Origin of the sequence: Acidovorax sacchari, from assembly GCF_042847045.1 — a bacterium.
GTDB lineage: Bacteria > Pseudomonadota > Gammaproteobacteria > Burkholderiales > Burkholderiaceae_C > Paracidovorax > Paracidovorax sacchari.
Window position 1 is genome coordinate 673,941 of the sequence record NZ_AP035783.1, and the last position, 23,530, is coordinate 697,470.

Below are 23,530 nucleotides of genomic sequence, written 5' to 3' on the forward strand. Positions count from 1 at the left end.
GCGTCAGGGGATGTTGCACGTTATTTGAAAATCACCGTCTTGTGGCCGTTGAGCAGCACCCGGTGCTCGGTGTGCCACTTCACGGCGCGGGCCAGGACCTGGCTTTCGGTGTCGCGGCCGCGGGCCGTCAGGTCTTCCACGGTGTCGGTGTGGTCGGCGCGGGCCACGTCCTGCTCGATGATCGGGCCTTCGTCCAGGTCGGCGGTCACGTAGTGGGCGGTGGCGCCGATGAGCTTCACGCCGCGGTCGTGTGCCTGGTAGTAGGGCTTGGCGCCCTTGAAGCTGGGCAGGAAGCTGTGGTGGATGTTGATGGCCCGGCCTTCCAGCTTGCGGCACAGGTCGTCCGACAGCACCTGCATGTAGCGGGCCAGCACGACCAGCTCGGCGCCTTCCTGCTGGATGATCTCGTACTGGCGCGCCTCGGCCTGGGGCTTGTTGTCCTTCGTGACCGGAATGTGGTGGAAGGGCACGTTGTAGCTGGCCGCCAGTTGGTAGAAGTCGCGGTGGTTGCTGATGATGGCGCAGATGTGCACCGGCAGCAGCCCGGACTTCCAGCGGAACAGCAGGTCGTTGAGGCAGTGGCCTTCGCGACTGACCATGATGGCGGTCTTCATGGGCTCGCTGGCGGCGTGCAGGCTCCAGTGCATGCGGTGCGGCTCGGCGAACTCGGTGAGGCGGGCGCGCAACGCGGCCTGGTCGTGGGTGTCGCAGGCGAAGCGCACGCGCATGAAGAACAGGCCGGTGGCGTGGTCGTTGTACTGGGCGGCTTCCTCGATGTTGCCCCCATGCTCGAGCAGAAATCCGGAGACCGCATGCACCAGCCCGAGCTTGTCCGGGCAGGAGAGGGTGAGAATATAGGCTTGGGTCATAGCGGGGCGATTGTCGCAGCACGGCCCGCAGCAACGCGGAGCAAGGAATTGATGCATGAGGAGGAGGGGGGCGTCCCCCGCAACGCTCCCGGGGGGATGGCAGGCTGGTGGGTACCCGCCGCCCTGCTTCTGTACGCTGCCGCCGGGCTGGCCTGGGTGGCCGGCGCGGAGGCGCTTTTGCCGGCCGGCAGTGTGCTGCGCGCGGTGTTGCAGGCGGCCTTCGTGCTGGCGCCGGCGGGCTGTGGCGTGTGGGCGCTGCGGCGCTGGCGCGCGCGCGGCCGGGAGATCGCGGTGCTGGCCCGTGGTGCCGTGCAGGCCGACGAGCGCCAGCGGCTCGCGGCCACGGTGGTGGACAACGCGGCCGAGGGCATGGTGGTGACGGACGCCGAGAGCCGCATCCTCTCGGTGAATGCGGCCTTCACGCGGCTCATGGGGTACGGCGAGGCGGAACTGCTGGGCCGCACGCCGCGGATGTTCAAGTCGGGTCGCCACGGGCGTTCGTTCTACGAGGCCATGTGGGAAGAGCTGGGCCGCACCGGGCACTGGCAGGGCGAAATCTGGAACCGCCGCAAGAACGGCGAGGTGTTCCCCGAGCGCATGTCGCTCTCCAGCGTGCGCAACGCGCGCGGCGAGGTGACGCACTACGTGTGCCTGTTCACCGACATTTCCCAGGAGCACGAGCAGCGGCGCCGGCTGGAGGTGATGGCCCATACCGACCCGCTCACGGGACTGCCCAACCGCACGTTCTTCGCGCAGCAGCTCGAGGAGGCGATGGCGGACGCGCGCGCCCGCGGCGAGCCGCTGGCGGTGCTGCTGGTCAACCTGGACCGGTTCAAGGATGTGAACGACAGCTACGGCCACGCGGTGGGCGACCAGGTGCTGCGCCACATCGCCGCGCGCGTGCAGGAGGCGCTGCGGCCGGGCGACCTCGCGGGGCGCCTGGCGGGCGACGAGATCGGCGTGATCGCCCGCCGCGTGGACGGGGCGCAGGGCGCGGTGGCGGCCGCCCGGGCCCTGCTGGCCGCCCTGGCCGAGCCCTGGCGCTCGCCCGACGGCTTCGAGGTGGTGGCCTCGGCCAGCGTGGGCATCTGCCTTTTCCCGGACCATGGCGATACCGCCGATGCGCTGCTGCAAGGCGCCCATGCGGCGGTGTACGGCGCGCGCGAGCACGGGCAGGGCGCATGGCATTTCTTCGACGAGAGCCTGACCCAGGCCGCGCGCGAGCGCCTCGCCCTGGAAGCGCGGCTGCGCTCGGCGCTGGCCCAGGGGCACCTGCAGCTGCACTACCAGCCGCAGGTGGACATCGCCTCCGGGCGCATCGTGGGCGCGGAGGCGCTGGTGCGCTGGATCGACCCGGTGGAGGGGACCATCGCGCCCGACCGATTCATCCCGGTGGCCGAGCGCACGGGCATGATCGGCCCGCTGGGCGTCTGGGTGATGCAGGAGGCCTGCCGCCAGGCCCAGGGCTGGCGCGAGGCGGGGCTGCCCGAGGTGACGATGGCGGTGAACGTCTCCCCGCGGCAGTTCCACCTGACCGACCTGGCCGGCTGCGCGGCCCTCGCGCTGGCGGATTCCGGCCTGCCGTCCACGCTGCTGGAGCTGGAACTGACCGAGGGCGCGCTGGCGGAGCGGCCCGAAGAGGCACGCCAGGTGCTGCTGCGGCTGCGCGGCCTGGGCCTGCGGCTGGCGATCGACGATTTCGGCACGGGCTACTCGTCGCTGGCGCACCTCAAGCGCTTCCCGATCGATGTGCTGAAGATCGACAAGGGGTTCATCCGCGACCTGCCGCAGAGCGCGGACGACATGGCGATCTGCGCGGCCATCATCGCGATGGGGCACAGCCTGGGCCTGGCGGTGCTGGCCGAGGGGGTGGAGACGCCGGAGCAGCTGGCGTTCCTGCGCAGCCGCGGCTGCGACCGCTACCAGGGCTACCTGTGCCGTCGGCCGGTGCCCGCGGCGGACTTCGCGGCCCTGCTGGCGCAGCAGGCCGCGGGAGTTGACGCGCCTTTGCCGGCCCAGCCATAATCCGCCCGCTTTTTCCGCGGGCCGCGCGGGCGTCCCTGCCCGTGCCGAAGACGCCGCGGAAGCGGCGCGGCAGGACTGCCGCCTTCCGGCCCCTGCCGGCTTCTTCCCGCACCTCCCGTGCGGGCCCATCCACCGGAGCGCGCGAGCGCGGGAGAGAACGCCATGGACCCCTACCCTAGACGGCCCTCCCCTGCCATGACCCCGGTGTGCCCGATGGCCGCCCACTTCCCCCGCATTTCCCTTGCCGCATCCGGCGCGCGCCCGGACGCCGCCTGCCGTCCGCCCCGCCGCTGACGGCATGGAGGCTTCCCGCGCGTCTCGCGCGGCTGGAGCCTTCGCATGTTCTTCTTCCGTTCCTTTCTTCCCGCTTCCTCCCTGAGGGACGAGGTGGTCGCCCTGGTGCTGCGCGACGCGCTCGCCCGCCGCCGCCCGCAGGCGCTGTGCGGCCTGCTGCAGAGCCACGGACGCGGCGCCGTGGCGGCCTGCCTGTCCCGCGAGCCGGGCGCGGTGATCGCCGATGCGCTGTCCATGCTGCCCGCGGACCAGCGCCGCGCGGTTTTCCTGCGCCTGAGCCGGCCCGCGCGCGAGCGGGCCGAGCGCATCGGCGGCCGGGCGTTCGATGCTTTCGGGGCCTCCGGCCCGGCGGGCGCCTGGCGCCGCGCGCGGGCCTGGGTGGCCCGCCGCTGCGGCCGTTCCGGCAGGGCGGCCTGATGCGGCCCCGCCGCGGTCGCCCGCCCGTCTTCCGCTTCTTCCCGTTTCTTTTCGCAACCTGACCGACCGGCCCCGCCGCATCCGGACCGCACCATGCAATTCCTCCGCCATTTCCACCTGTTTCCCTTCCTCGACACCCTGGTCAGCCTGCTCACCGCCTTCGGGCTGGGTGCGGCGATCGGGCTGGAGCGGCAGATCCGCCAGCGGACGGCGGGGCTGCGCACCAACACGCTCGTGGCCGTAGGGGCCGCGGCGTTCGTGGTGCTGGCCGACCGGCTCGAGGGGCCTTCCGGCGCGGTGCGCGTGATCGCCTACGTGGTGTCGGGCGTGGGCTTCCTGGGCGCGGGGGCGATCATGAAGGAGGGCGCGAACATCACCGGGCTCAACACGGCGGCGACGCTCTGGGGCTCCGCGGCCGTCGGCGCCTGCGCGGGATCGCACCTCGTGGCCGAGGCGGTGCTGGCCGCACTGTTCGTGCTGGCGAGCAACACGCTGCTGCGCCCCGTGGCCAACCGCATCAACCGGCGCCCGGTGCAGGAAGCCACCAGCGAGGCCATCTACACCGTCTATGTGCTGTGCGAACGCGGCGTCCACGGCGAGGTGCGCGAGCGCATGGTGGAGCTGCTGGAGGGGGCGAACTACCCGGTGCGCGGCGTGGGCCAGCATGCCTTCGGGCGCACCGAGACCGAGATCGAGGCCACGCTCTACGCCACGGCGGTAGAGGCCGACGAACTGGATGCCGTGATGCGTGCGATCGAGGCCCTGCCGGGCGTGCTGCAGGCGTTCTGGAACGCCGGCTCGGAGGAATAGGCCCGCGGGCGATGGGCGCCCGGGCGCCTCATCGCCTTATCTCTTGAGTGCGGCGCAATGGTCCGTGGGTGGCAGGGGAGCGGTGGGCAGGACCGTGTCGGCGGCGTCCCCGGGCAGCGGATCGGTGGCGGATTGCGCCTGCGCGATCGCGATGCGGGCCTGCACGCCCGCGTCCCAGTGCAGCGGCACGCCGAGGTCGCGGCGCGCGTGGCCCGCGCCCGTGACCAGCAGCACCGTCTGCCCCGGCCGTCGCGCGCCGGCTGCCGTCCGCGCCAGGCTGTCGTCGCGCGCGATCTGGATGCGGGCCATGCCGGGCAGCTGCGCCGCGGGCAGCAGGCCGCAGTGGCCGGCCTCCATCGCCTCGACCTGCCGGCGCAGCACAGGTGCCGGCACGCGGCCGTCCCAGGCCGCATCCTGCATGGCCTCGCGCATCCGCGCGCGGGGCAGGTTGCCGCCGAGCACCGGAACGCCGGCACGCACGGCCTCCATCACCACCGGGCCGTAGTGCGCCCAGGGCCAGGCCGCATCGTTCCATGCGAGCGCTTCGCGCACGGCGGATTCGGTGGCATCGCGGGGCAGGCCGGCCGTGCCGTGGCCGGCCTCGGCCATCTCGATCACCAGCGCCGCCAGTTGCCCGCGGCCTGCCAGCGAGGCGACGGCCTCGCGCTCCAGCTGCTGGTGGTCCGGCGCGTCGTGCTGCTCGCCCAGGAGCAGGATGTCGGCGGGCAGCAGTGCCTGCCAGGAATCGCTGCCGGCAGGCGGGAAGGGCGGGGCGGGGCTGGCGCACGCCGCGGCCAGGACCAGCAGGGCCAGGGAGGCGGCGCGCCGCAAGCGGATGGGCAGGTGCATGGCCGGCACCTTAACCCATCGCGGCGGACGGCCCGGAAGGTCTCTGGCTTGACTTGCATCAAGGGTTGCGGCGATGCCCGTTCCTACACTGCCGGCCATGCGCAGGCCCCTTACCCTGACCACCCGGCTGCTCGCCGTCGGCAGCGGCTTTCTTGCCGTCGCCCTGCTGTCCATCGCCTTTACGCTGTGGATCACCTGGAAGCTCGAAGGCGGTGCCGCGGCCGTGAACGAGGCGGGCCGCCTGCGCATGGCGATGATGCGCATGGCGCTGGCCGGGCGGGCCGAGGCCCCGGAGGCGCTGGCGCCGCTGTCCGGCCGGTTCGATGCCGGCCTGGACCTGCTGCGCCAGGGGGACCCCGCCCGGCCCCTGTCCGTGCCCTGGAACGAAGACACGCGGGCACGCTTCGCCCGCATCGTGGAAGACTGGGGCCGGCTGCGCGACGGCCGCGCCGCGCCGGACGTCGCCCGGGCGGATGCCTTCGTGGCGCGCGTGGACGGCTTCGTGGAGGCGATCGAGCGCCAGATGGCGCGGTGGACCGCGGCGCTGCACCTGTTCCAGCTGGCGATGATGGCCGTGGCGATCGCTGCGGCGGTGGCCTTCATGGCCGTGAGCCACTGGCTGGTGCTCGCGCCGGTCGCGCGGCTGCAGCAGGCCCTGGCCCGCATGCGGCAGGGCAACCTGCGCACGCGGCTGCCGGTGGAGTCGCAGGACGAGTTCGGCCAGCTCGCCACGGGTTTCAACCTGATGGCGCACGCACTGCAGTCGTCCCACCAGGACCTGGAGCGCAAGGTGGCCGAGAAGACCTCGCGCCTGGAAGAGCGCAACGCGCGGCTGGCGGCGCTCTACGAGGTGAGCGCCCAGGTCTCCGGGGCCGGCAGCCTGGACGCACTGGCGCGCGGCTTCGTGCAGCGGGTGCGCGAGATCGCGCGGGCGGACGCCGCCGCCATGCGCTGGTCGGACGAGGCCAACGAGCGCTACATGCTGCTGGCCGGTGACGGGCTCCCCGAAAGCCTGGTGCAGGGCGAGCACTGCCTGCCCACCGGCAACTGCCATTGCGGCCAGCCGGAGGGCGCCGCGCGCCTGCGCGTCATCCCGATTCTTCCCGGTGCAACGGCCGGCATGCCGCACTGTGGCGAGGCCGGCTACCAGACCCTGGTGCTGGTGCCGGTGCGCACGCAGCAGCGCGTGCTGGGCGAGGTGGACCTGTTCTTCCGCTCGGCGACCGAGATCGAGCCCGGCATGCAGGAAATGCTGGAGGCCATGGCGAGCCATCTCGCGACGGCGATGGAGGGACTGCGTGCCACCGCGCTTGATCGCGAGGCCGCCGTGGCGCAGGAGCGCTCCTTCATCGCGCGGGAGCTGCACGACTCCATCGCGCAGTCGCTGGCCTTCCTGAAGATCCAGACGCAGCTGCTGCGCGACGCGGTGGGCCGGGGCGACGATGCGGCGCGCGACCGCAGCATGGGCGAGCTGGACGTGGGCGTGCGCGGCTGCTATGCCGACGTGCGCGAACTGCTGCTGCATTTCCGCACCCGCACCAGCGAGGAAGACATCGAGGGCGCGCTGCGCGCCACGCTGTCCAAGTTCGGGCACCAGACCGGCATCGCGCACGGGCTGTCGATGGCCGGCCACGGGCTGCCGCTCGCGCCCGATGTGCAGGTGCAGGTACTGCACATGGTGCAGGAGGCGCTGTCCAACGTGCGCAAGCACTCGGGCGCACGCCGGGTGGAGGTGCGCGTGCAGCGCGAGCCGCACTGGCGCTTCGAGGTGGAGGACGACGGCCGCGGGTTCGACGCGGCCTCCGTGCCGCCCGACTCCGTGCACGTGGGCCTGGGCATCATGCGCGAGCGGGCGGAGCGCGTGGGCGCGCAGGTCAGCATCGAGGCGGCACCCGGGCGCGGCACGCGGGTGCGCATCGACCTCCCGGCGGCCGGGGAGCCCGGCGCCGACGACGCCGCCGCGACGGCGAGCTTCTCCATTTCCGATTTCGCGCCGCTCGCGTCCTGAGCACCACGTTCCATGGCTTCCGACCCCCTGCCGCCCCGCAGCCCCTCCCTGGCGCCGGACGCCGCGCCCCTGCGGGTGTTCGTGGTGGACGACCATACGCTCTTCCGGCGTGGCCTGATCGCCCTGCTGTCGCAGTACCCGTCGCTGCGCGTGGTGGGGGAGGCCGGCGATGCCGGCGAGGCCCTGCGGCTGGCACCGCCGCTCGCGCCGCAGGTATTGCTGCTGGACAACCACCTGCCGGGGGTGCGCGGCATTGACGCCATCCGCGGCCTGCGCGAGGCCATGCCGGGCGTGCGGGTGCTGATGCTGACGGTGAGCGAGGATGGCGAGGATCTCGCCCAGGCGCTGCGCCAGGGGGCCCAGGGCTACCTGCTCAAGACCATCGAAGGCGACCTGCTGGCCGATGCCATCGGCCGGGCCGCGCGGGGCGAGCCGGTGGTGAGCATGGAGCTGATGGGCAAGCTCGTGGCGGCCTTCCAGGCGCAGGGCGGCCCGTCCGCGGTGCCGGCGCGCGGGCCGGAGGTCGCCGGCGGAGCCGCCATCGTGTGCGAACCGGAGGACGCGGCTCCCGGCGGCGCATCCCCGCTGTCGCCGCGCGAGGAGGATGTACTGCGCGAGATCGCGCGCGGCGCGAGCAACAAGGAAATCGCCCGTGCGCTCGACATCGCCGAGACCACGGTGAAGATCCACGTGCAGCACATCCTGCGCAAGCTGGGGCTGAGTTCGCGCGTGCAGGCGGCGGTTTATGCGTCGGAGCGCCAGCGCGAGTAGGCGGGCGGCGCGCCGGTGCCTCCGGCCCATGCGTCCGCCGCACAGCGCCGCGCCCACCACCATGCCAGGCCGGCGGCCAGCGCCAGGCCCGCGAGCATGGCGACCGAGCCCGCGGCGTCGAGCGCCACGCCCGCGGCCAGAGGCACGAGCATGCGGCTGGCGGCGAACAGGCTGGCCTGCAGTCCGTAATCGAAGGCCTGCGAGCGTGGCCGGGCGAACTGCATCATGAAGCCGAACACGCAGGCCGAAGACGCCCCCATGGCCAATGCCACGCCGAGCACTGCCGCGGCCATGCCGGCCATGGGTGCGCCTGCCGCCACCACGGCGGCCAGAAGGGCCAGCGCAGCCGTGTTGAGCCCCGCATAGAGCGGCAGGGCGCGCGCCGTGCCCAGGCGCCGGGTGATCTGGGGCGACGCCGCTGCGGATACCGCGGCCACTACGCCGCCGCCCAGGCCTGCCAGCCAGGCGGCCTGCTCGGCGGCGAAGCCGTGGTCGAGCAGCAGCGGCTTGAGATAGAACCAGGCCGCACCGATGAAAGGAAAGTAGCTGACCAGCACCAGGGTCCAGTGCCAGGCGCCGGGCTGGGTGCCGTAGCCGCGTACCTGCGCCGCCAGGCCGGGAGCCGTGGACCGTTGCGGGGGGCCTGGCTCCTGATCGGGCTCCCGGCGCACCGCCCAGGCCAGCAGCAGGGCGCCCAGCACCAGCGCGCCCGCCAGGCTCAGGAACGGCGCCCGCCAGCCCCAGCGCGCCTGCACGAGCAGCATGGCACCGCCGCCGACGATGGCCCCCAGCGACAGTGCCGCCGCGCGCACGCCGCCAGCGCGCATGCGCTCCCCGGGAGGCAGAAGGCGGATGGCCAGCGCGCTGACGGGAATGTCGGCCCAGGTCGCGGACAGCGCGGCGGCGAAGGCCAGACCGAACAGCCAGAGCCGCTCGGCCAGCAACTGCTGCCAGCCCAGGGCCAGCAGCACGACCGCGTAGGCCAGGACCAGGGCCAGCGCCCAGGCGCGGTAGCGCGACCGGCCTCGGGCATCGCGCGCTTCCACTGGCGCGGCCAGCGCGAATTTGGCCAGCGCGGGCAGGCCCGCGAGCTGGAACAGGCCGATGGCCGTGCCCGACCAGCCGTGCTGCCGCATGACCAGCGGCAGGCCCAGCCAGAGATAGACGCTGGGCGCGGTCAATGCCAGGTGCAGCCAGCCGAACAACGCCTGCAGCAGCCAGGCGGGACGTCGCGCAGGGTTGGAGGCGGTATTCATGGAAGGGCCTTGCGGGCCACGAGCACGGTCAGCGGTGCCATGGGAAAGCCACGCGCTTCCATGCGCTGGATCTGCACGAAGCCAGCCCGTGCCAGCATGGCTTCGGGCACCCCGCGCTCGGCCACGTGGCGGCCGAGCATGCGCATGGGCAGGTAGTAGGGCAGGGTGCGCAGTGCCTCTTCGGCTGTGTCGTCCACCTCGGCATGGGCGCAGACGAAGACCCCGCCCGGCTCCAGGGCGTCGAAGACTTTGGCGATTACGGCGGCCGCATCGGGCACGAAGTGCAGGACCGAGGAGCACCAGACCAGGTCGTAACCGCTGCCGAAGCCTTCCCGGGCGAGATCGCCTCCCAGTGCGACGAAGCGATCGGCCAGCCCCGCCTGCCGTGCGTTCCGCGCCGCCACGGTCACGGCCTCGGGCCAGTCGAAGACGGTGGCCCGCAATGCAGGCTGGCAGCGCAGCCACGCCAGTGCGATCCAGCCGGGGCCGCCGCCCAGGTCCAGCATGTTGCGGGCGGCGGCGGCTTCGGGCACCTGCTGCAGCACCTGCAGCGCGGCGGGCACGCTGACGGCGCGCTGCTCCTGGTCGAGTTGGGCGCGCGCGGCCTCGGCCCAGCCCTCGGCAGTGCCTGCGGCCAGCGGCGCGGTGGCTCCGTCGCCCTCGGGGCCGTGCTCCACCAGGCCACGCAACCGGCCGGCTGCGTTGCGCAGCGAGCGCAGCCGGAACAGCCAGGCCGCGGCGCACGATTCGGGCGAGGCGCCGTGCAGGTAGCGCAGGGCGCTGGCGCTCAACTGGTAGCTGGCGGACGCGTCCGCGCTGCGCTGCAGGAGGCCCATGGCCCACAACAGTTCCAGCCAGTGCGCGGTGTTGGCCTCGTGCCAGCCGAGGGCCCGCGCCAGTTCGGGGGCGGAGTGCTGCGTGGCCAGCCGGTCCAAGGCGCCGGATTCGATCGCCAGCACCAGGGCCTCGGCCTGCACCTGGGCGGCTGCGAGATTCCACAGGGGCTGCAGCGCGTGGTCGCCGGACCGGGAGGCGGAAAGATGGGTGGGCATGGGGTGTTCCTTTCTCGTGTGACCGTTCACAAGCGCCAGGTCAGGCGCAGGCCGAACTCGCGCGGTGGGCTGTAGACCACGACCTGGCCGTTGAGGTAGCCCGCGGCGTCATAGCGCCGGTCGGCCGCGTTGCGCAGGTAGGCGGCGATGTCCCAGGGGCCGCTGGCGTAGCCGGCCGAGAGGTGGACCAGTCCATAGCCGGGGCGGCGGTGGTCGTTGGCCGCGTCCAGATAGACCTTGCCCGTGCCCTGCACGGCGGCCTGGGCCCACCAGCCCCCGGGCGCGTCGTAGCGCAGGGCCACATGCAGGTTGGCGTCGGGAGCGAAAGGATTGCGGTGGCCGTCGTAGACGGCGGTGCCGTCGTGGAAGCGGCCGAAGCGCGTACGGTTCAGCCCCAGGGCGGTCCTGAGCTGCCAGCCATCGCCGAACACGTAGTCCAGCTCCAGGTCCGCGCCCGTGGAGCGCGCCCGCGCGGCATTGGTGATGTAGACGACGCCTGGCAGCCCCATCTGCTGCACCTGCATGTCGCGCACTTGCTGGGTGTAGAGCGACGCCGCATAGCGCAGCCGCTGGCCGGCGAGGCGGCCCTTGGCGCCGATTTCCCAGGCGCGCACGGTCTCGGGCGCGTAGGCCGCATAGCCCATGGCCGGCGAGAACACGTTGAAACCGCCCGCGCGGTAGCCCCCGCTGACGCTGGCATAGACCAGGGCCTGCGGCGACCACTGGTACTGCAGCGACAGCTTGGGGCTGAGGCGCGACCAGTCGTCGCTGCGCGCCGCGGCGCCCGCGGGCGCGAGCTCGACGCGGTTGCGCTCGATGCGCGCGCCCGCGGCCAGTGTCCAGCGATCGGCCAGGGGGACGGTCCAGTGCGTGAACAGTGCGGCCGTGCCGCCCTGGAGCCGGGCCGTGGGGCGCATCAGGGCGGCAGGCAGCTTCTGCTCGTAGCGCAGGTCATGGTCGTCGCGGTCCACGTACAGGCCTGCCAGCCAGCGCGCGCCGCGCAGGGCCCGGGATTCACCCTCCAGGCGCAGTTCCTGCGAGGTGGTAGCCAGGCGGTAGTCGCGGCCCACGTGCAGCAGGTCGGCGGGCTGGAAGTCCGTGTCCTGCAGGATGCGGTCGTCGAAGACATTGCGCGCGGTGATGGAGCGCAGCCGCAGTCCCGAGGCGAAGCGGTGCGACACGTCCAGCGACAGGGTCTGCCCGCGCGAGCGGTTCCAGCCCGCCGTGCCCGAGTTCACCGTGGCGCGCGGCGCGGCGATGCTGCCCCATTGCGCCGCGCCGTCGTCCCAGCGCTGCCCGGCGTAGCGCAGCGTGGCCTCGGTGCCGGCCGTGGGCGTCCAGCGCAGCGCCAGGCGGCCGCTGGCGCGGTCGCGGTCATCCAAGCGGTCACCCGTGCCCTGGTGGCGGATGAAGCCATCCTGGACGCGCGATTCGCCCGACAGGCCGATGAAGAGCTGGCCCGGCACCAGGACGCGGCCCAGCTCGAAGCTGCCGGCACGCCGGCCGTGGTTGCCGGCCTCGGCGCTGATCGATGCATGGGGCGTGTCGCCGGGCTGGCGCGTGACGATGCTGACCACGCCGGCTTCGGCATTGCGGCCGTACAGCGTCGATTGCGGGCCGCGCAGCACTTCCACGCGTTCCACGCCCTGCAGGTCGTGCTCGAAACCCTGGGCCATCAGCGTGGGAACGCCATCGACCAGCAGCAGGGTGGAGGAGGAAAACGACACGAAGTTGGCCGTGAGCCCGCGCATCACGGGTGGCTGCACGCCCGACTGGCCAAAGGCCTGGAACCCGAAACCCGGCACCTGCGCGGAGAGCGCGTCCAGCCCGTGTACGCCGGCCGACTCCAGCGCCGCGCCGTCGAAGACGGAAACGCTGGCGGGCACGGTGTCGAGGTTCTCGGCCTGCTTGTTCACGGTGACCGTGATGTCGGGCAGCGGCGCGCCGGGCGCGGGGGCCTGGGCTGCCGCGGCCAATGGTGCCCACGCCAGCGCGGCCTGCCAGCGAAGGGGAAAGGGAAGGGGCATGGTGTTCTCGTCCTCGTTCGAAAAGCTCTTGCAAGCGCATTTCGATGCTATTGGTGATGAGAATGGATATCATTTGGAAACATTTGCGCGCTGGCGAATTCCGTATGGGCAACGCGCAACCGGCCCCTGACATGACCTGCCGCATCCCGTCCTCGACCTCCGTTTCCCCATCCTGCGCGGCAGGCTGGACCCGCCATGCACTGCCGGCCGAATTCGGCGATTGCCATGCCGAATTTTTCACGCTGGGCGACGGCGTCACGCTGGCGCGCTCGCACTACCGCCCGTTGCGCGATCTGGTGGAGGAGAGCGTGCAGGCCGATGCCTCGGAAGGGGGGAGCACCCTGGTCATCACGCTGGGGCTGACGGGCGAGTCGGGCTTCGTCGCCCGTGGCGGGGGGGTCACGCTGCGTTTCGGGGCGGGGCGCACGACCATGGCGGCCTTCCGCGGCAGCCGGGGCGAGCGCCGCTACACGGCCGGCCAGACCGTGCGGCAACTGAGGCTGCTGCTGTCGGGCGCGGCGCTGGACCGTTATCTGGGCCCGGAACTGGCGCGGCGGCTCTCGCAGACCGATGGCGTGCGGGCCCTGGACCACCGCGCCAGCCTGCCGGCCAGCGTGGCGCTGGCCCGGCGCCTGGCCCAGCCACCCGGTCCGCAGCCCACCGATGCGCTGGACCGCCACATCGCCATGCTGAGCCTGGCCTCGCTGGAACTGCGGCACCTGGTACCCTCGCCCGTGCCGGACGCGGCGCCGCCGCGCTGGTCGGCCGACGAACTGGCCCGCCTGGAGCACGCCCGCGAGCTGCTGTCTACGCAAATGGACCGCGCGCTGACCGTGGCCTACCTCAGCGCCGCCGTGGGCCTGGGGGAGCACCGGCTGAAGCAGGGATTCCGCGCCGTGTTCGGTGCCTCGCCGCAGGCCCTGCTGCTGGAGCTGCGCATGCGCCGCGCCTGGGCGCTGCTGGAGACCGGCTGCCAGGTCGCCCAGGCTGCCTGGCAGGTGGGCTATGCCCATCCACCGAATTTCAGCACGGCGTTCGCGCGGTTCTTCGGGCGCAGCCCGAAGTCGGTGTTCGGCCGCCGTTCCTGACCGGCCCCGTTCCCGCCACCATCGCCGCGCCCTAGTTCGTTGGAACTAGACCGCAGGCCCGCGGCTAGTTCTTCTGCCTCGCCCCGACCGTACCACCGGCGGATGTGCAGCGCGCGCCGCGGGCGCAATCATGGATGCCATCGCTCCCACGAGGAAAACAAGATGGCAGATACCGCGTCCGCAACCCCGGACGGAACCCCGCGCCGCGCCCGCCAGGCCTGGTCCGTGCTCGCCGTGAGCACGCTCGCCTTCACCGTGTGCTTCATGGTGTGGATGATGTTCGGCGTCATCGGCATCCCGATCAAGAAGATGCTGGGCCTGAATGCCACCGAGTTCGGCCTGCTCACGGCCATGCCGGTGCTCACGGGCTCGCTCGTGCGCGTGCCGCTCGGCATCTGGACGGACCGCTACGGCGGCCGCATCGTGATGGCCTGCCTGATGGCTGCGACGGTGCCGGCCATCTGGATCATGGGGTATGCCACGCAGTACTGGCACTTCCTCGCGATCGGCCTATTCGTCGGCCTGGCCGGGGGCTCGTTCTCGGTGGGCACGCCCTACGTGGCGCGCTGGTTTCCCAAGGAGCGCCAGGGCACGGCCATGGGCATCTACGGTGCGGGCAATTCCGGCGCGGCGGTGAACAAGTTCGTGGCGCCGGCCATCCTGGTGGCCTTCGGCTGGGCGGCCGTGCCGCATGCCTATGCGGCCATCATGCTCGGCACGCTGGTGCTGTTCTGGCTGTTCAGCCACAGCGATCCGGCGCACCGCGTGCCCAGCCACGTCACCTTCCTGGACCAGCTGCAGGCGCTGAAGGACCCGCGCGTGCTCAAGTACTGCCAGTACTACAGCATCGTGTTCGGCGGCTATGTGGCGCTGTCGCTCTGGATGGTGCAGTACTACGTGGGCGAATACGGCCTGGACATCCGCGTCGCCGCGCTGCTGGCCGCCTGCTTCTCGCTGCCCGGCGGCGTGCTGCGCGCCATCGGTGGTGCGCTCAGCGACAAGTACGGCGCCCACAGCGTGACCTGGTGGGTGCTGTGGGTCTGCTGGGTGTGCCTGTTCCTGCTGTCGTACCCGCAGACCGATTTCACGGTGCTCGCCACGGACGGCCCGCGCAGCTTCCACATCGGCCTGAACGTGTATGCGTTCACCGGGCTCATGTTCGTGCTGGGCATCGCCATGGCCTTCGGCAAGGCGAGCGTCTTCAAGTACATCAGCGACGACTACCCCGCCAACATCGGCGCCATCAGCGGCATCGTGGGCCTGGCCGGCGGCCTGGGCGGTTTCGTGCTGCCCATCCTGTTCGGCGTGCTGCTGGACTGGACGGGCGTGCGCTCCAGCGCCTTCATGCTGATGTACGGCGTGGTCTGGGTGTCGCTGGCCTGGATGTATTTCACCGAGGTGCGGCATACCGATGTCATGGACGCCGGCCGCAGCGCGGCGGACCATGGAATGCCCGATGCAAGGAGACCGTGACATGCCTGCCACCCCTTCCCCCTCTTCTTCTCCCTCCCGCGGCGGTGCCCGGGCCGGGCGCGTGCTGACCCTCTGGACCCCGGAGGACAAGGAGTTCTGGGAGCGCGAGGGCGAAGCCATCGCTCGCCTGAACCTCTGGATCTCGGTGCCCGCGCTGTTCCTGTCCTTCGCCATCTGGCAGGTCTGGAGCGTGGTGGCCGTGAGCTTGCCCGCGCTGGGGTTCCGCTATTCCACCAACCAGCTCTTTTGGCTGGCGGCGGCACCTGCGCTCTCGGGCGCCACGCTGCGCATCTTCTATTCGTTCATGGTGCCGATCTTCGGCGGGCGGCGCTGGACGGCCCTGTCCACAGCCTCGCTGCTGCTGCCCGCGCTGGGCATCGGCTACGCGGTGCAGGACAACACCACCGGCTACCCGACGATGCTCGCGCTCGCGCTTCTGTGCGGCCTGGGCGGTGGCAACTTCAGCTCCAGCATGGCCAACATCAGCTTCTTCTTCCCGAAGGAGCGCAAGGGCTCGGCGCTCGGCGTGAACGCGGGGCTGGGCAACCTGGGCGTGTCGGTGGTGCAGTTCCTGAGCCCGCTCGTCATCACGGCCGGTGTCTTCGGCGTGCTGGGTGGCGATGCGCAGACCATGGTGAAGAACGGCCAGGCGCAGCAGGTGTGGGCGCAGAACGCGGCCTTCGTCTGGGTGCCCTGGATCGCGCTCGCATCGCTGGCCGCCTGGTTCGGCATGAACGACATCGCCGACGCGCGCGCTTCGTTCGCGGCGCAGGCCGCCATCTTCCGCCGCAAGCACAACTGGATCATGTGCGTGCTGTACCTCGGCACCTTCGGCTCGTTCATCGGGTTTTCCGCGGGCTTCCCGCTGCTCATCAAGAGCCAGTTTCCCGACGTGAACCCGCTCGCTTACGCGTGGCTGGGGCCGCTAGTGGGCGCGCTGGTCCGGCCCGTGGGCGGGTGGCTGGCGGACAAGCTGGGCGGTGCGCGCGTCACGCTGTGGAACTTCGCGGTGATGGCGCTGGCCGTGCTGGGCGTGCTGGCCTTCCTGCCCAAGGGAATGGGCGGCTATGCGCTCGCCTTCGGGCCGGCCGAGGGCAGCTTCGCGGGCTTCTTCGCGATGTTCATGGTGCTGTTCCTCACCACCGGCATCGGCAACGGATCGACCTTCCGGATGATCCCCGTGATCTTCCTGAACCTGCGCCTCGCCGACGTGCGCACGGACAGCGCCGAGGCCCGCGCCCAGGCCACCCGCGAGGGCAACACCGAAGGCGCCGCGGCCCTGGGCTTCGCGGGCGCGCTGGGCGCCTACGGCGGCTTCTTCATCCCCAAGAGCTACGGCAGCTCCATTGCCGCGACGGGAGGTCCGGAGCTGGCGCTGTGGGCTTTCGCCACGTTCTACGCGCTGTGCATCGGCATCACGTGGTGGTACTACGCGCGCCGCCGTGCAGAGATGCCATGTTGATGACCTACCCCCTGTGCGGCTGCGCCGCTTCCCCCTTCTCTCACGCTGCGCGTGGGAAGGGGGACCACACCGGTGGCCCGGCAAAGCCGGTTCCACGGTGTGTGCTGGCGCGGCCTGCTCCGCGGCCACCGGATGCGTGATGGCGTGCCAGCTCCCGGCGAAGCGGGCGCGGCGTCAACACGACGGATGACATGACGATTTTCCAAGGAACCACGATGAGCCACTTTCTCGACCGCCTCACGTACTTCAGCCAGCCGCGCGAATCGTTCGCGGGCGGCCATGGCCAGGTCAACGGCGAAGACCGCACCTGGGAGGACGCCTACCGCAACCGCTGGGCGCACGACAAGACCGTGCGCTCCACCCACGGCGTGAACTGCACGGGCTCCTGCTCGTGGAAGATCTACGTCAAGGGCGGGATCGTCACCTGGGAAACCCAGCAGACCGACTATCCGCGCACCCGCTGGGACATGCCCAACCACGAGCCGCGCGGCTGCGCGCGCGGTGCGAGCTACAGCTGGTACCTCTACAGCGCCAACCGCGTGAAGTACCCCATGGTGCGCGGGCGCCTGCTTAAGGCCTGGCGCGCGGCGCGGGCCACGATGGGGCCGGTGGAGGCCTGGGCCGCGATCGTCGGCGACGAGGCCACGCGCCACAGCTGGCAGCGCGTGCGCGGCCTGGGCGGCTTCGCGCGCTCCAGCTGGGACGAGGTGAACGAGATCGTCGCGGCCGCCAACATCCACACCATCCGCCGCCACGGGCCGGACCGCATCATCGGCTTTTCGCCGATTCCCGCGATGTCGATGGTGAGCTACGCGGCCGGCTCGCGCTACCTGAGCCTGATCGGCGGCGTGTGCATGAGCTTCTACGACTGGTATTGCGACCTGCCGCCCTCCAGCCCGCAGGTGTGGGGCGAGCAGACCGACGTGCCCGAATCGGCCGACTGGTACAACGCCGGCTACATCATCGCCTGGGGCTCCAACGTGCCGCAGACGCGCACGCCGGACGCGCACTTCTTCACCGAAGTGCGCTACAAGGGCACGAAGACGGTGGCCGTGACGCCCGACTACTCCGAGGTCGCCAAGCTCGCCGACCTGTGGATGAACCCCAAGCAGGGCACCGATGCCGCGGTGGCGATGGCCATGGGCCACGTGATCCTCAAGGAGTTCTACTTCCCCGAACAGGGCGAGCGCAGCGCGTACTTCGACGAGTACGTCCGCCGCTACACCGACATGCCCATGCTGGTGACGCTGCGCGAGCAGGCGCTGCCGGACGGCCGCGTGGTGCGCGTACCCGACCGCTACGTGCGCGCCAGCGATTTCCCGGGCCGGCTGGGCCAGGACAACCATCCCGAGTGGAAGACCGTGGCGCTCGATGCGCACGGCGAGGTCGTGTGCCCGCAGGGCGCGATCGGCTTCCGCTGGGGACCGGACGGCCGTGCCGACCAGGGCCAGTGGAACCTGGAGGACAAGGACGCGCGCACGGGTGAGGCGGTGCGGCTGCGCCTGTCGCTGATGGAAGCCGGTGCGGAGGAAGCGCACGGCTGGGAGACGGCGCAGGTCGGCTTCCCGTATTTCGGCGGCATCGAAAGCGAGCATTTCCCGGCGAACGTGCAGTCCGACGTGATCGCGCGCACCGTGCCCGTGCGGCGCCTGGCCACCGTGGATGCCGACGGCACCGCGCGCGAAGTGCTCGTGGCCACGGTGTTCGACCTGCAGGTGGCGCAGTACGGCGTGGCGCGCGGCCTGCCCGGCGAGAACGCCGCCACCAGCTACGACGACGACACGCCCTACACCCCCGCATGGCAGGAGAAGATCACCGGCACGCCGCGCGCGCAGGTGATCGCCGTGGCGCGCCAGTTCGCCGAGAACGCGCACCGCACGCGCGGCCGCTCGATGGTGATCATCGGCGCGGCGATGAACCACTGGTACCACTGCGACATGAACTACCGCGGCATCATCAACATGCTGATGATGTGCGGCTGCATCGGCCAAAGCGGCGGCGGCTGGGCGCACTACGTGGGCCAGGAGAAGCTGCGGCCGCAGACCGGCTGGACGGCCCTGGCCTTCGCTCTGGACTGGGTGCGCCCGCCGCGCCAGCAGAACTCCACCAGCTTCTTCTACGCGCACACCGACCAGTGGCGCTACGAGAAGCTCGGCGTGGAAGAGGTGCTTTCGCCCCTGGCCGACCGCGCCCAGTTCGGCGGCAGCATGATCGACTACAACGTGCGCGCCGAGCGCATGGGCTGGCTGCCCTCCGCGCCGCAGTTGCAGACCAACCCGCTGCAGGTGGCGCGCGACGCTGAGGCCGCGGGCCTGGACCCGAAGGCCTACGCGGTGCAGGGCCTGCAGAGCGGGGCGCTCAAGATGAGCTGCACCGACCCGGACCATCCCGACAACTGGCCGCGCAACATGTTCGTTTGGCGCTCCAACATCCTGGGCTCGTCGGGCAAGGGGCACGAATACTTCCTCAAGCACCTGCTGGGCACTCGCAACGGCGTGCAGGGCAAGGACCTGGGCGAGGGCGACGCCAAGCCGGCCGAAGTGGAGTGGCATGCGCAGGCGCCAGAAGGCAAGCTGGACCTGCTGGTCACGCTCGACTTCCGCATGAGCACCACCTGCCTCTATTCGGACATCGTGTTGCCCACCGCCACCTGGTACGAGAAGAACGACCTCAACACCAGCGACATGCACCCGTTCATCCACCCGCTCTCCACCGCGGTGGACCCGGCATGGCAGTCGCGCAGCGACTGGGACATCTACAAAGGCTTCGCCCGCGCGTTCAGCGAACTCGCGCCCGGCCATCTGGGCGTGGAGCGCGACCTGGTGCTGAGCCCCATCGCGCACGACACGCCCGGCGAACTGGCCCAGCCCTTCGGCGTGGCCGACTGGACGCGCGGCGAATGCGACCTCATACCCGGCAAGACCGGACCGCAGATGAGCGTGGTGGAGCGCGACTACCCGAACCTCTACCACCGCTTCACCGCGCTCGGGCCCCTGATGGAGAAGGTGGGCAACGGCGGCAAGGGCATCGGCTGGGACACGAAGGCCGAGGTGCAGCAGTTGCGGGAGTTGAACGGCACCGTGCCGGGCAACGGCCCCACGCAGGGCATGCCGCGCATCGATTCCGACATCGACGCCTGCGAGGTGATCCTGCAGCTCGCGCCCGAGACCAACGGCCACGTGGCCGTGAAGGCCTGGGACGCGCTCGGCCGGCAGACCGGCCGCGACCACACCCACCTGGCGCTGCACCGCGAGGACGAGAAGATCCGCTTCCGCGACGTGCAGGCCCAGCCGCGCAAGATCATCAGCTCGCCCACCTGGAGCGGGCTGGAGAGCGAGAAGGTGAGCTACAACGCCGGCTACACCAACGTGCACGAGCTGATCCCGTGGCGCACCCTCACGGGCCGCCAGCAGTTCTACATCGACCACCCGTGGATGCAGGCGTTCGGCGAGGGCTTCAGCAGCTACCGCCCGCCGGTGGACCTGAAGGCCACGGCCGAGGTGCAGGGCAGGAAGCCCAACGGCCACCCCGAGATCGCGCTCAACTTCATCACGCCGCACCAGAAGTGGGGCATTCACTCGACCTACACCGACAACCTGCTCATGCTCACCCTGAGCCGCGGCGGGCCCTGCGTGTGGATCAGCGAGGAGGACGCGAAGCGCGCGCAGATCGAGGACAACGACTGGATCGAACTCTTCAACGCCAACGGCGCGCTCACCGCGCGCGCGGTGGTGAGCCAGCGCGTGAAGCCCGGCATGGTGATGATGTACCACGCCCAGGAAAAGATCGTGAACACCCCTGGCTCGGAGGTGACCGGAACGCGCGGCGGCATCCACAACTCGGTGACCCGCGTGGTGCTCAAGCCCACCCACATGATCGGCGGCTACGCGCAGCTGAGCTACGGCTTCAACTACTACGGAACGATCGGCACCAACCGCGACGAATTCATCGTGCTGCGCAAGATGAACCGCGTGGACTGGCTCGACACGCCCGTCGCCGACCCGCTCGTCCGCCCCACCCTGGACCAAGGAGAAACCGCATGAGAGTCCGCGCACAGATCGGCATGGTGCTCAACCTGGACAAGTGCATCGGCTGCCACACCTGCTCCGTCACCTGCAAGAACGTCTGGACCAGCCGCCCCGGCATGGAGTACGCCTGGTTCAACAACGTCGAGACCAAGCCCGGCATCGGCTACCCCAAGGACTGGGAGAACCAGGACCGCTGGAACGGCGGCTGGGTGCGGCGCGCGGACGGCTCCATCGCGCCGCGCCAGGGCGCGAAGTGGAAGCTCTTGATGAAGATCTTCGCCAACCCCAACCTGCCGGAGATCGACGACTACTACGAACCCTTCACCTACGACTACGCGCACCTGCAGTCCGCGCCCGAGATGAAGGCCGCGCCCACGGCGCGCCCGCGCAGCCTGATCACCGGCAAGCAGATGGACAAGATCGTCTGGGGCCCGAACTGGGAAGAGATCCTGGGTGGTGAGTTCTCCAAGCGCAGCAAGGACAAGAACTTCGAGCACGTACAGAAGGACATGTACGCGCAGTTCGAGAACACCTTCATGATGTACCTGCCGCGCCTGTGCGAGCACTGCCTCAATCCGGCGTGCGTGGCCTCGTGCCCCTCGGGCTCGATCTACAAGCGCGAGGAAGACGGCATCGTCCTCATCGACCAGGACAAGTGCCGCGGCTGGCGCATGTGCGTCTCGGGCTGCCCCTACAAGAAGATCTACTACAACTGGAAGAGCGGCAAGGCCGAGAAGTGCATCTTCTGCTATCCGCGCATCGAATCGGGCCAGCCCACCGTGTGCTCGGAGACCTGCGTGGGCCGCATCCGCTACCTGGGCGTGCTGCTCTACGACGCCGACCGCATCGCCGAGGCCGCGAGCGTGGAGCGCGACCGCGACCTGTACCGCGCGCAACTCGACATCTTCCTCGACCCGAACGACCCGGAAGTGATCGCGCAGGCCCGCATCGACGGCATTCCCGACGCCTGGATGGAGGCCGCGCGCAGGAGCCCTGTTTACAAGATGGCGGTGGACTGGAAGGTGGCCCTGCCGCTGCACCCCGAGTACCGCACGCTGCCGATGGTCTGGTACGTGCCGCCGCTCTCGCCGATCAGCGCCGCGGCCAACGCGGGGCACGTGGGTGCCAACGGCCTGATCCCGGACGTGGGCCAGCTGCGCATTCCCGTGCAGTACCTCGCCAACCTGCTCACGGCCGGCGACACCGCGCCGGTGGTGCGCGCGCTCGAACGCATGCTCGCCATGCGGGCCTTCCAGCGTGCGAAGCACGTGGAGCAGCGCACCGACCTCGACGTGCTCGCGCAGGTGGGGCTGACGCAGGAAGAGGTGGAAGACATGTACCAGACCATGGCCATCGCCAACTACGAAGACCGCTTCGTCATCCCCACCACGCACCGCGAGTATGCGGAGAACGCCTTCAACGTGCGCGGCGGCTGCGGCTTCAGCTTCGGCAACGGCTGCTCCGGCGGCGTGAGCGACGTGAGCCTGTTCGGTGCCGAGAAGAAGCGCACCATTCCCATCAAGGCGGAGGTCTGACATGGGCGCCACCACCGACCTGCGCACCGCCCAGGCGGCCATCGCCGGCCGCCATCCCGGCAGCGTCACGCTGCGCGTGCTGGGTGCGCTGCTCGACTACCCAGGCGCTGCACTGCGCGCGCACCTCGCGGAACTGCCCGCGCTGCTCGATGCCGATGCCGCGCTGGCAGCACCACGCCGCGCGCAGGTCGCCGGCCTGCTGGAACTGCTCGGCACGGGCGACCCGCTCGATGCCGAGACCGCGTACGTGGAGCTGTTCGACCGCGGGCGCGCCACCTCGCTGCACCTCTTCGAGCACGTGCATGGGGATTCGCGCGACCGCGGCCCCGCCATGATCGACCTGGGCGAGACCTACGCCCGCGCCGGCCTGCTGCTGCGCGAGGACGAACTGCCCGACTACCTGCCGGCGGTGCTGGAGTTCGTCTCCACCCAGCCGCCGCGCGAGGCTAGCGCCTTCCTCGGCGAGATCGCGCACCTGCTGGCCGCCATCCACGGCGCACTCGTGCAGCGCGGCAGCGCGCAGGCGGCGCCGTATGCGCAGGCCTATGCGGCCGTGTTCGCCGCGCTGCTGGAACTTGCGGGCCAGCCGGTGCCCGGGGTGCCCGCCGCGCCTGCGAAAGCGGCGCCTGAGCCCGGCATCGACGAGAGCTGGACCGAGCCCGCGGCCTTCGGCGGCTGCGCGAACCTCGGCCAGGCCCGCGCCGGCCAGTCCCAGCCCATCCACATCGTCCGCGCCGGAAGCTCTGGCGCATCCCGAGGAGCGAACCCATGACTGCCGCCCTGCACGATTTCCTGTTCCAGGTGTACCCGTATGTCTGCTTCACCGTGTTCGTGGTGGGCAGCCTGATCCGCTTCGACCAGAACCAGTATTCCTGGAAGAGCGATTCCTCGCAGATGCTGCGCGCCGGCCTGCTGCGCTGGGGCAGCAACCTGTTCCACTTCGGCGTGCTGTTCCTCTTCTTCGGGCACATGGTGGGCCTGCTCACGCCGCACAGCGTCTATGGCGTTTTCATGAGCGCTTCGGCCAAGCAGATGATGGCCGTGTCGGCCGGCGGCGTGGCGGGCGCGATGTGCTTCGCCGGCCTCAGCATGCTGCTGTGGCGGCGGCTGTTCGACCCGCGCATCCGCCACACCAGCCATGCGACCGACATCGCGGTGCTCGTGGTGCTGTGGGTGCAATTGGTGGTGGGGCTCGTCACGCTGCCGTATTCGATGCAGCACACCGACGGCAGCGTGATGCTGATCCTGGCCGATTGGGCGCAGCGCATCGTCACGCTGCGGCCGGTGGATGCCACCGCGCTCGCGGTGCTGCCCTGGCCCTACCTGTTCCACATCGTGTTCGGCATGACGATCTTCCTGCTCTTCCCGTTCAGCCGGCTGGTGCACGTGTGGAGCGGCTTCGGCACCGTCGCCTACCTGCTGCGCGCGCCGCAGGTGGTGCGCTCGCGCCGCATGAACGTGCCGCGGGGCCACGACCTGCCGGGCCAGCCCAGCGCCGTGCCGTCGCCAGACGTGGCCCGCGCCATCGACAACCCGCGTGCCACGCGCTAGCGGTGTTCACAACGG

Annotated in this window: 17 protein-coding genes; 12 read left to right on the plus strand and 5 right to left on the minus strand. The window is 70.9% G+C overall.

The window, feature by feature from the left end:
• Positions 1-20: 20 nt before the first annotated feature.
• The gene (purU, locus tag ACGHC0_RS03200) at positions 21-869 is read right to left on the minus strand and encodes a formyltetrahydrofolate deformylase (protein WP_011793823.1); all 849 of its coding nucleotides are present in this window, start codon (positions 867-869) and stop codon (positions 21-23) included.
• A 51-nt stretch (positions 870-920) separates the two neighbouring features.
• Between purU and ACGHC0_RS03205 the strand changes: the two genes are divergently transcribed.
• The 3 genes from ACGHC0_RS03205 (at position 921) to ACGHC0_RS03215 (ending at position 4,415) form a co-directional block, all read left to right on the plus strand.
• On the plus strand, positions 921-2,894 hold the full coding sequence (locus tag ACGHC0_RS03205; RefSeq protein ID WP_415267399.1) for a putative bifunctional diguanylate cyclase/phosphodiesterase: 1,974 nt from the start codon (positions 921-923) through the stop codon (positions 2,892-2,894).
• A gap of 339 nt (positions 2,895-3,233) precedes the next feature.
• Positions 3,234-3,605, plus strand: coding sequence for a hypothetical protein (locus ACGHC0_RS03210; RefSeq protein ID WP_415267400.1), 372 nt, complete (start codon positions 3,234-3,236; stop codon positions 3,603-3,605).
• A gap of 93 nt (positions 3,606-3,698) precedes the next feature.
• Positions 3,699-4,415, plus strand: a complete 717-nt coding sequence (locus tag ACGHC0_RS03215) for an MgtC/SapB family protein (RefSeq protein WP_368353957.1) — start codon at positions 3,699-3,701, stop codon at positions 4,413-4,415.
• Positions 4,416-4,451: 36 nt separating this feature from the next.
• Here the strand turns inward: ACGHC0_RS03215 and ACGHC0_RS03220 are convergent, their stop codons facing one another.
• Entirely contained in the window at positions 4,452-5,264 is an 813-nt protein-coding gene (locus ACGHC0_RS03220) for a ChaN family lipoprotein (protein ID WP_415267401.1), read from the minus strand.
• A gap of 97 nt (positions 5,265-5,361) precedes the next feature.
• On the opposite strand from ACGHC0_RS03220, the gene ACGHC0_RS03225 reads away from it, so the two are divergent.
• Together ACGHC0_RS03225 and ACGHC0_RS03230 are read left to right on the plus strand one after the other, a co-directional pair.
• Positions 5,362-7,272 (plus strand): type IV pili methyl-accepting chemotaxis transducer N-terminal domain-containing protein, encoded by a 1,911-nt coding sequence (locus ACGHC0_RS03225; protein WP_415267402.1) that lies wholly within the window; start codon positions 5,362-5,364, stop codon positions 7,270-7,272.
• A gap of 12 nt (positions 7,273-7,284) precedes the next feature.
• The gene (locus ACGHC0_RS03230) at positions 7,285-8,043 is read left to right on the plus strand and encodes a LuxR C-terminal-related transcriptional regulator (protein ID WP_368353960.1); all 759 of its coding nucleotides are present in this window, start codon (positions 7,285-7,287) and stop codon (positions 8,041-8,043) included.
• Here the strand turns inward: ACGHC0_RS03230 and ACGHC0_RS03235 are convergent.
• The 3 genes from ACGHC0_RS03235 to ACGHC0_RS03245 are packed head-to-tail and all read right to left on the minus strand — an operon-like array spanning position 8,016 to position 12,378.
• Positions 8,016-9,299, minus strand: a complete 1,284-nt coding sequence (locus ACGHC0_RS03235) for an MFS transporter (protein ID WP_415267403.1) — start codon at positions 9,297-9,299, stop codon at positions 8,016-8,018. The two genes, ACGHC0_RS03230 and ACGHC0_RS03235, sit on opposite strands and share 28 nt — an antisense overlap.
• The gene (locus ACGHC0_RS03240) at positions 9,296-10,351 is read right to left on the minus strand and encodes a class I SAM-dependent methyltransferase (RefSeq protein ID WP_368353962.1); all 1,056 of its coding nucleotides are present in this window, start codon (positions 10,349-10,351) and stop codon (positions 9,296-9,298) included. Before ACGHC0_RS03240 ends, ACGHC0_RS03235 begins: the two co-directional genes overlap by 4 nt.
• Positions 10,352-10,377: 26 nt before the next feature.
• A complete protein-coding gene (locus ACGHC0_RS03245) occupies positions 10,378-12,378 on the minus strand; it encodes a TonB-dependent receptor (RefSeq protein ID WP_368353963.1) in 2,001 nt (666 codons plus the stop codon).
• Between the two features lie 131 nt (positions 12,379-12,509).
• Between ACGHC0_RS03245 and ACGHC0_RS03250 the strand changes: the two genes are divergently transcribed.
• The 7 genes from ACGHC0_RS03250 (at position 12,510) to narI (ending at position 23,515) form a co-directional block, all read left to right on the plus strand.
• Positions 12,510-13,466, plus strand: a complete 957-nt coding sequence (locus ACGHC0_RS03250) for a helix-turn-helix transcriptional regulator (RefSeq protein ID WP_368353964.1) — start codon at positions 12,510-12,512, stop codon at positions 13,464-13,466.
• 162 nt (positions 13,467-13,628) lie between these two features.
• Positions 13,629-14,939: an MFS transporter gene (locus tag ACGHC0_RS03255; RefSeq protein WP_415267404.1), complete on the plus strand. Its 1,311-nt coding sequence runs from the start codon at positions 13,629-13,631 to the stop codon at positions 14,937-14,939.
• A 1-nt stretch (position 14,940) separates the two neighbouring features.
• Entirely contained in the window at positions 14,941-16,401 is a 1,461-nt protein-coding gene (locus ACGHC0_RS03260) for a NarK family nitrate/nitrite MFS transporter (protein ID WP_415267405.1), read from the plus strand.
• 215 nt (positions 16,402-16,616) lie between these two features.
• The gene (locus tag ACGHC0_RS03265; protein WP_415267406.1) at positions 16,617-20,444 is read left to right on the plus strand and encodes a nitrate reductase subunit alpha; all 3,828 of its coding nucleotides are present in this window, start codon (positions 16,617-16,619) and stop codon (positions 20,442-20,444) included.
• Positions 20,441-21,964, plus strand: coding sequence for a nitrate reductase subunit beta (narH, locus tag ACGHC0_RS03270; RefSeq protein WP_415267407.1), 1,524 nt, complete (start codon positions 20,441-20,443; stop codon positions 21,962-21,964). Before ACGHC0_RS03265 ends, narH begins: the two co-directional genes overlap by 4 nt.
• 1 nt (position 21,965) lies before the next feature.
• Entirely contained in the window at positions 21,966-22,736 is a 771-nt protein-coding gene (gene narJ, locus ACGHC0_RS03275) for a nitrate reductase molybdenum cofactor assembly chaperone (RefSeq protein WP_415267408.1), read from the plus strand.
• Positions 22,733-23,515: a respiratory nitrate reductase subunit gamma gene (gene narI, locus ACGHC0_RS03280; RefSeq protein WP_415267409.1), complete on the plus strand. Its 783-nt coding sequence runs from the start codon at positions 22,733-22,735 to the stop codon at positions 23,513-23,515. Before narJ ends, narI begins: the two co-directional genes overlap by 4 nt.
• The last annotated feature ends 15 nt before the right edge of the window (positions 23,516-23,530 follow it).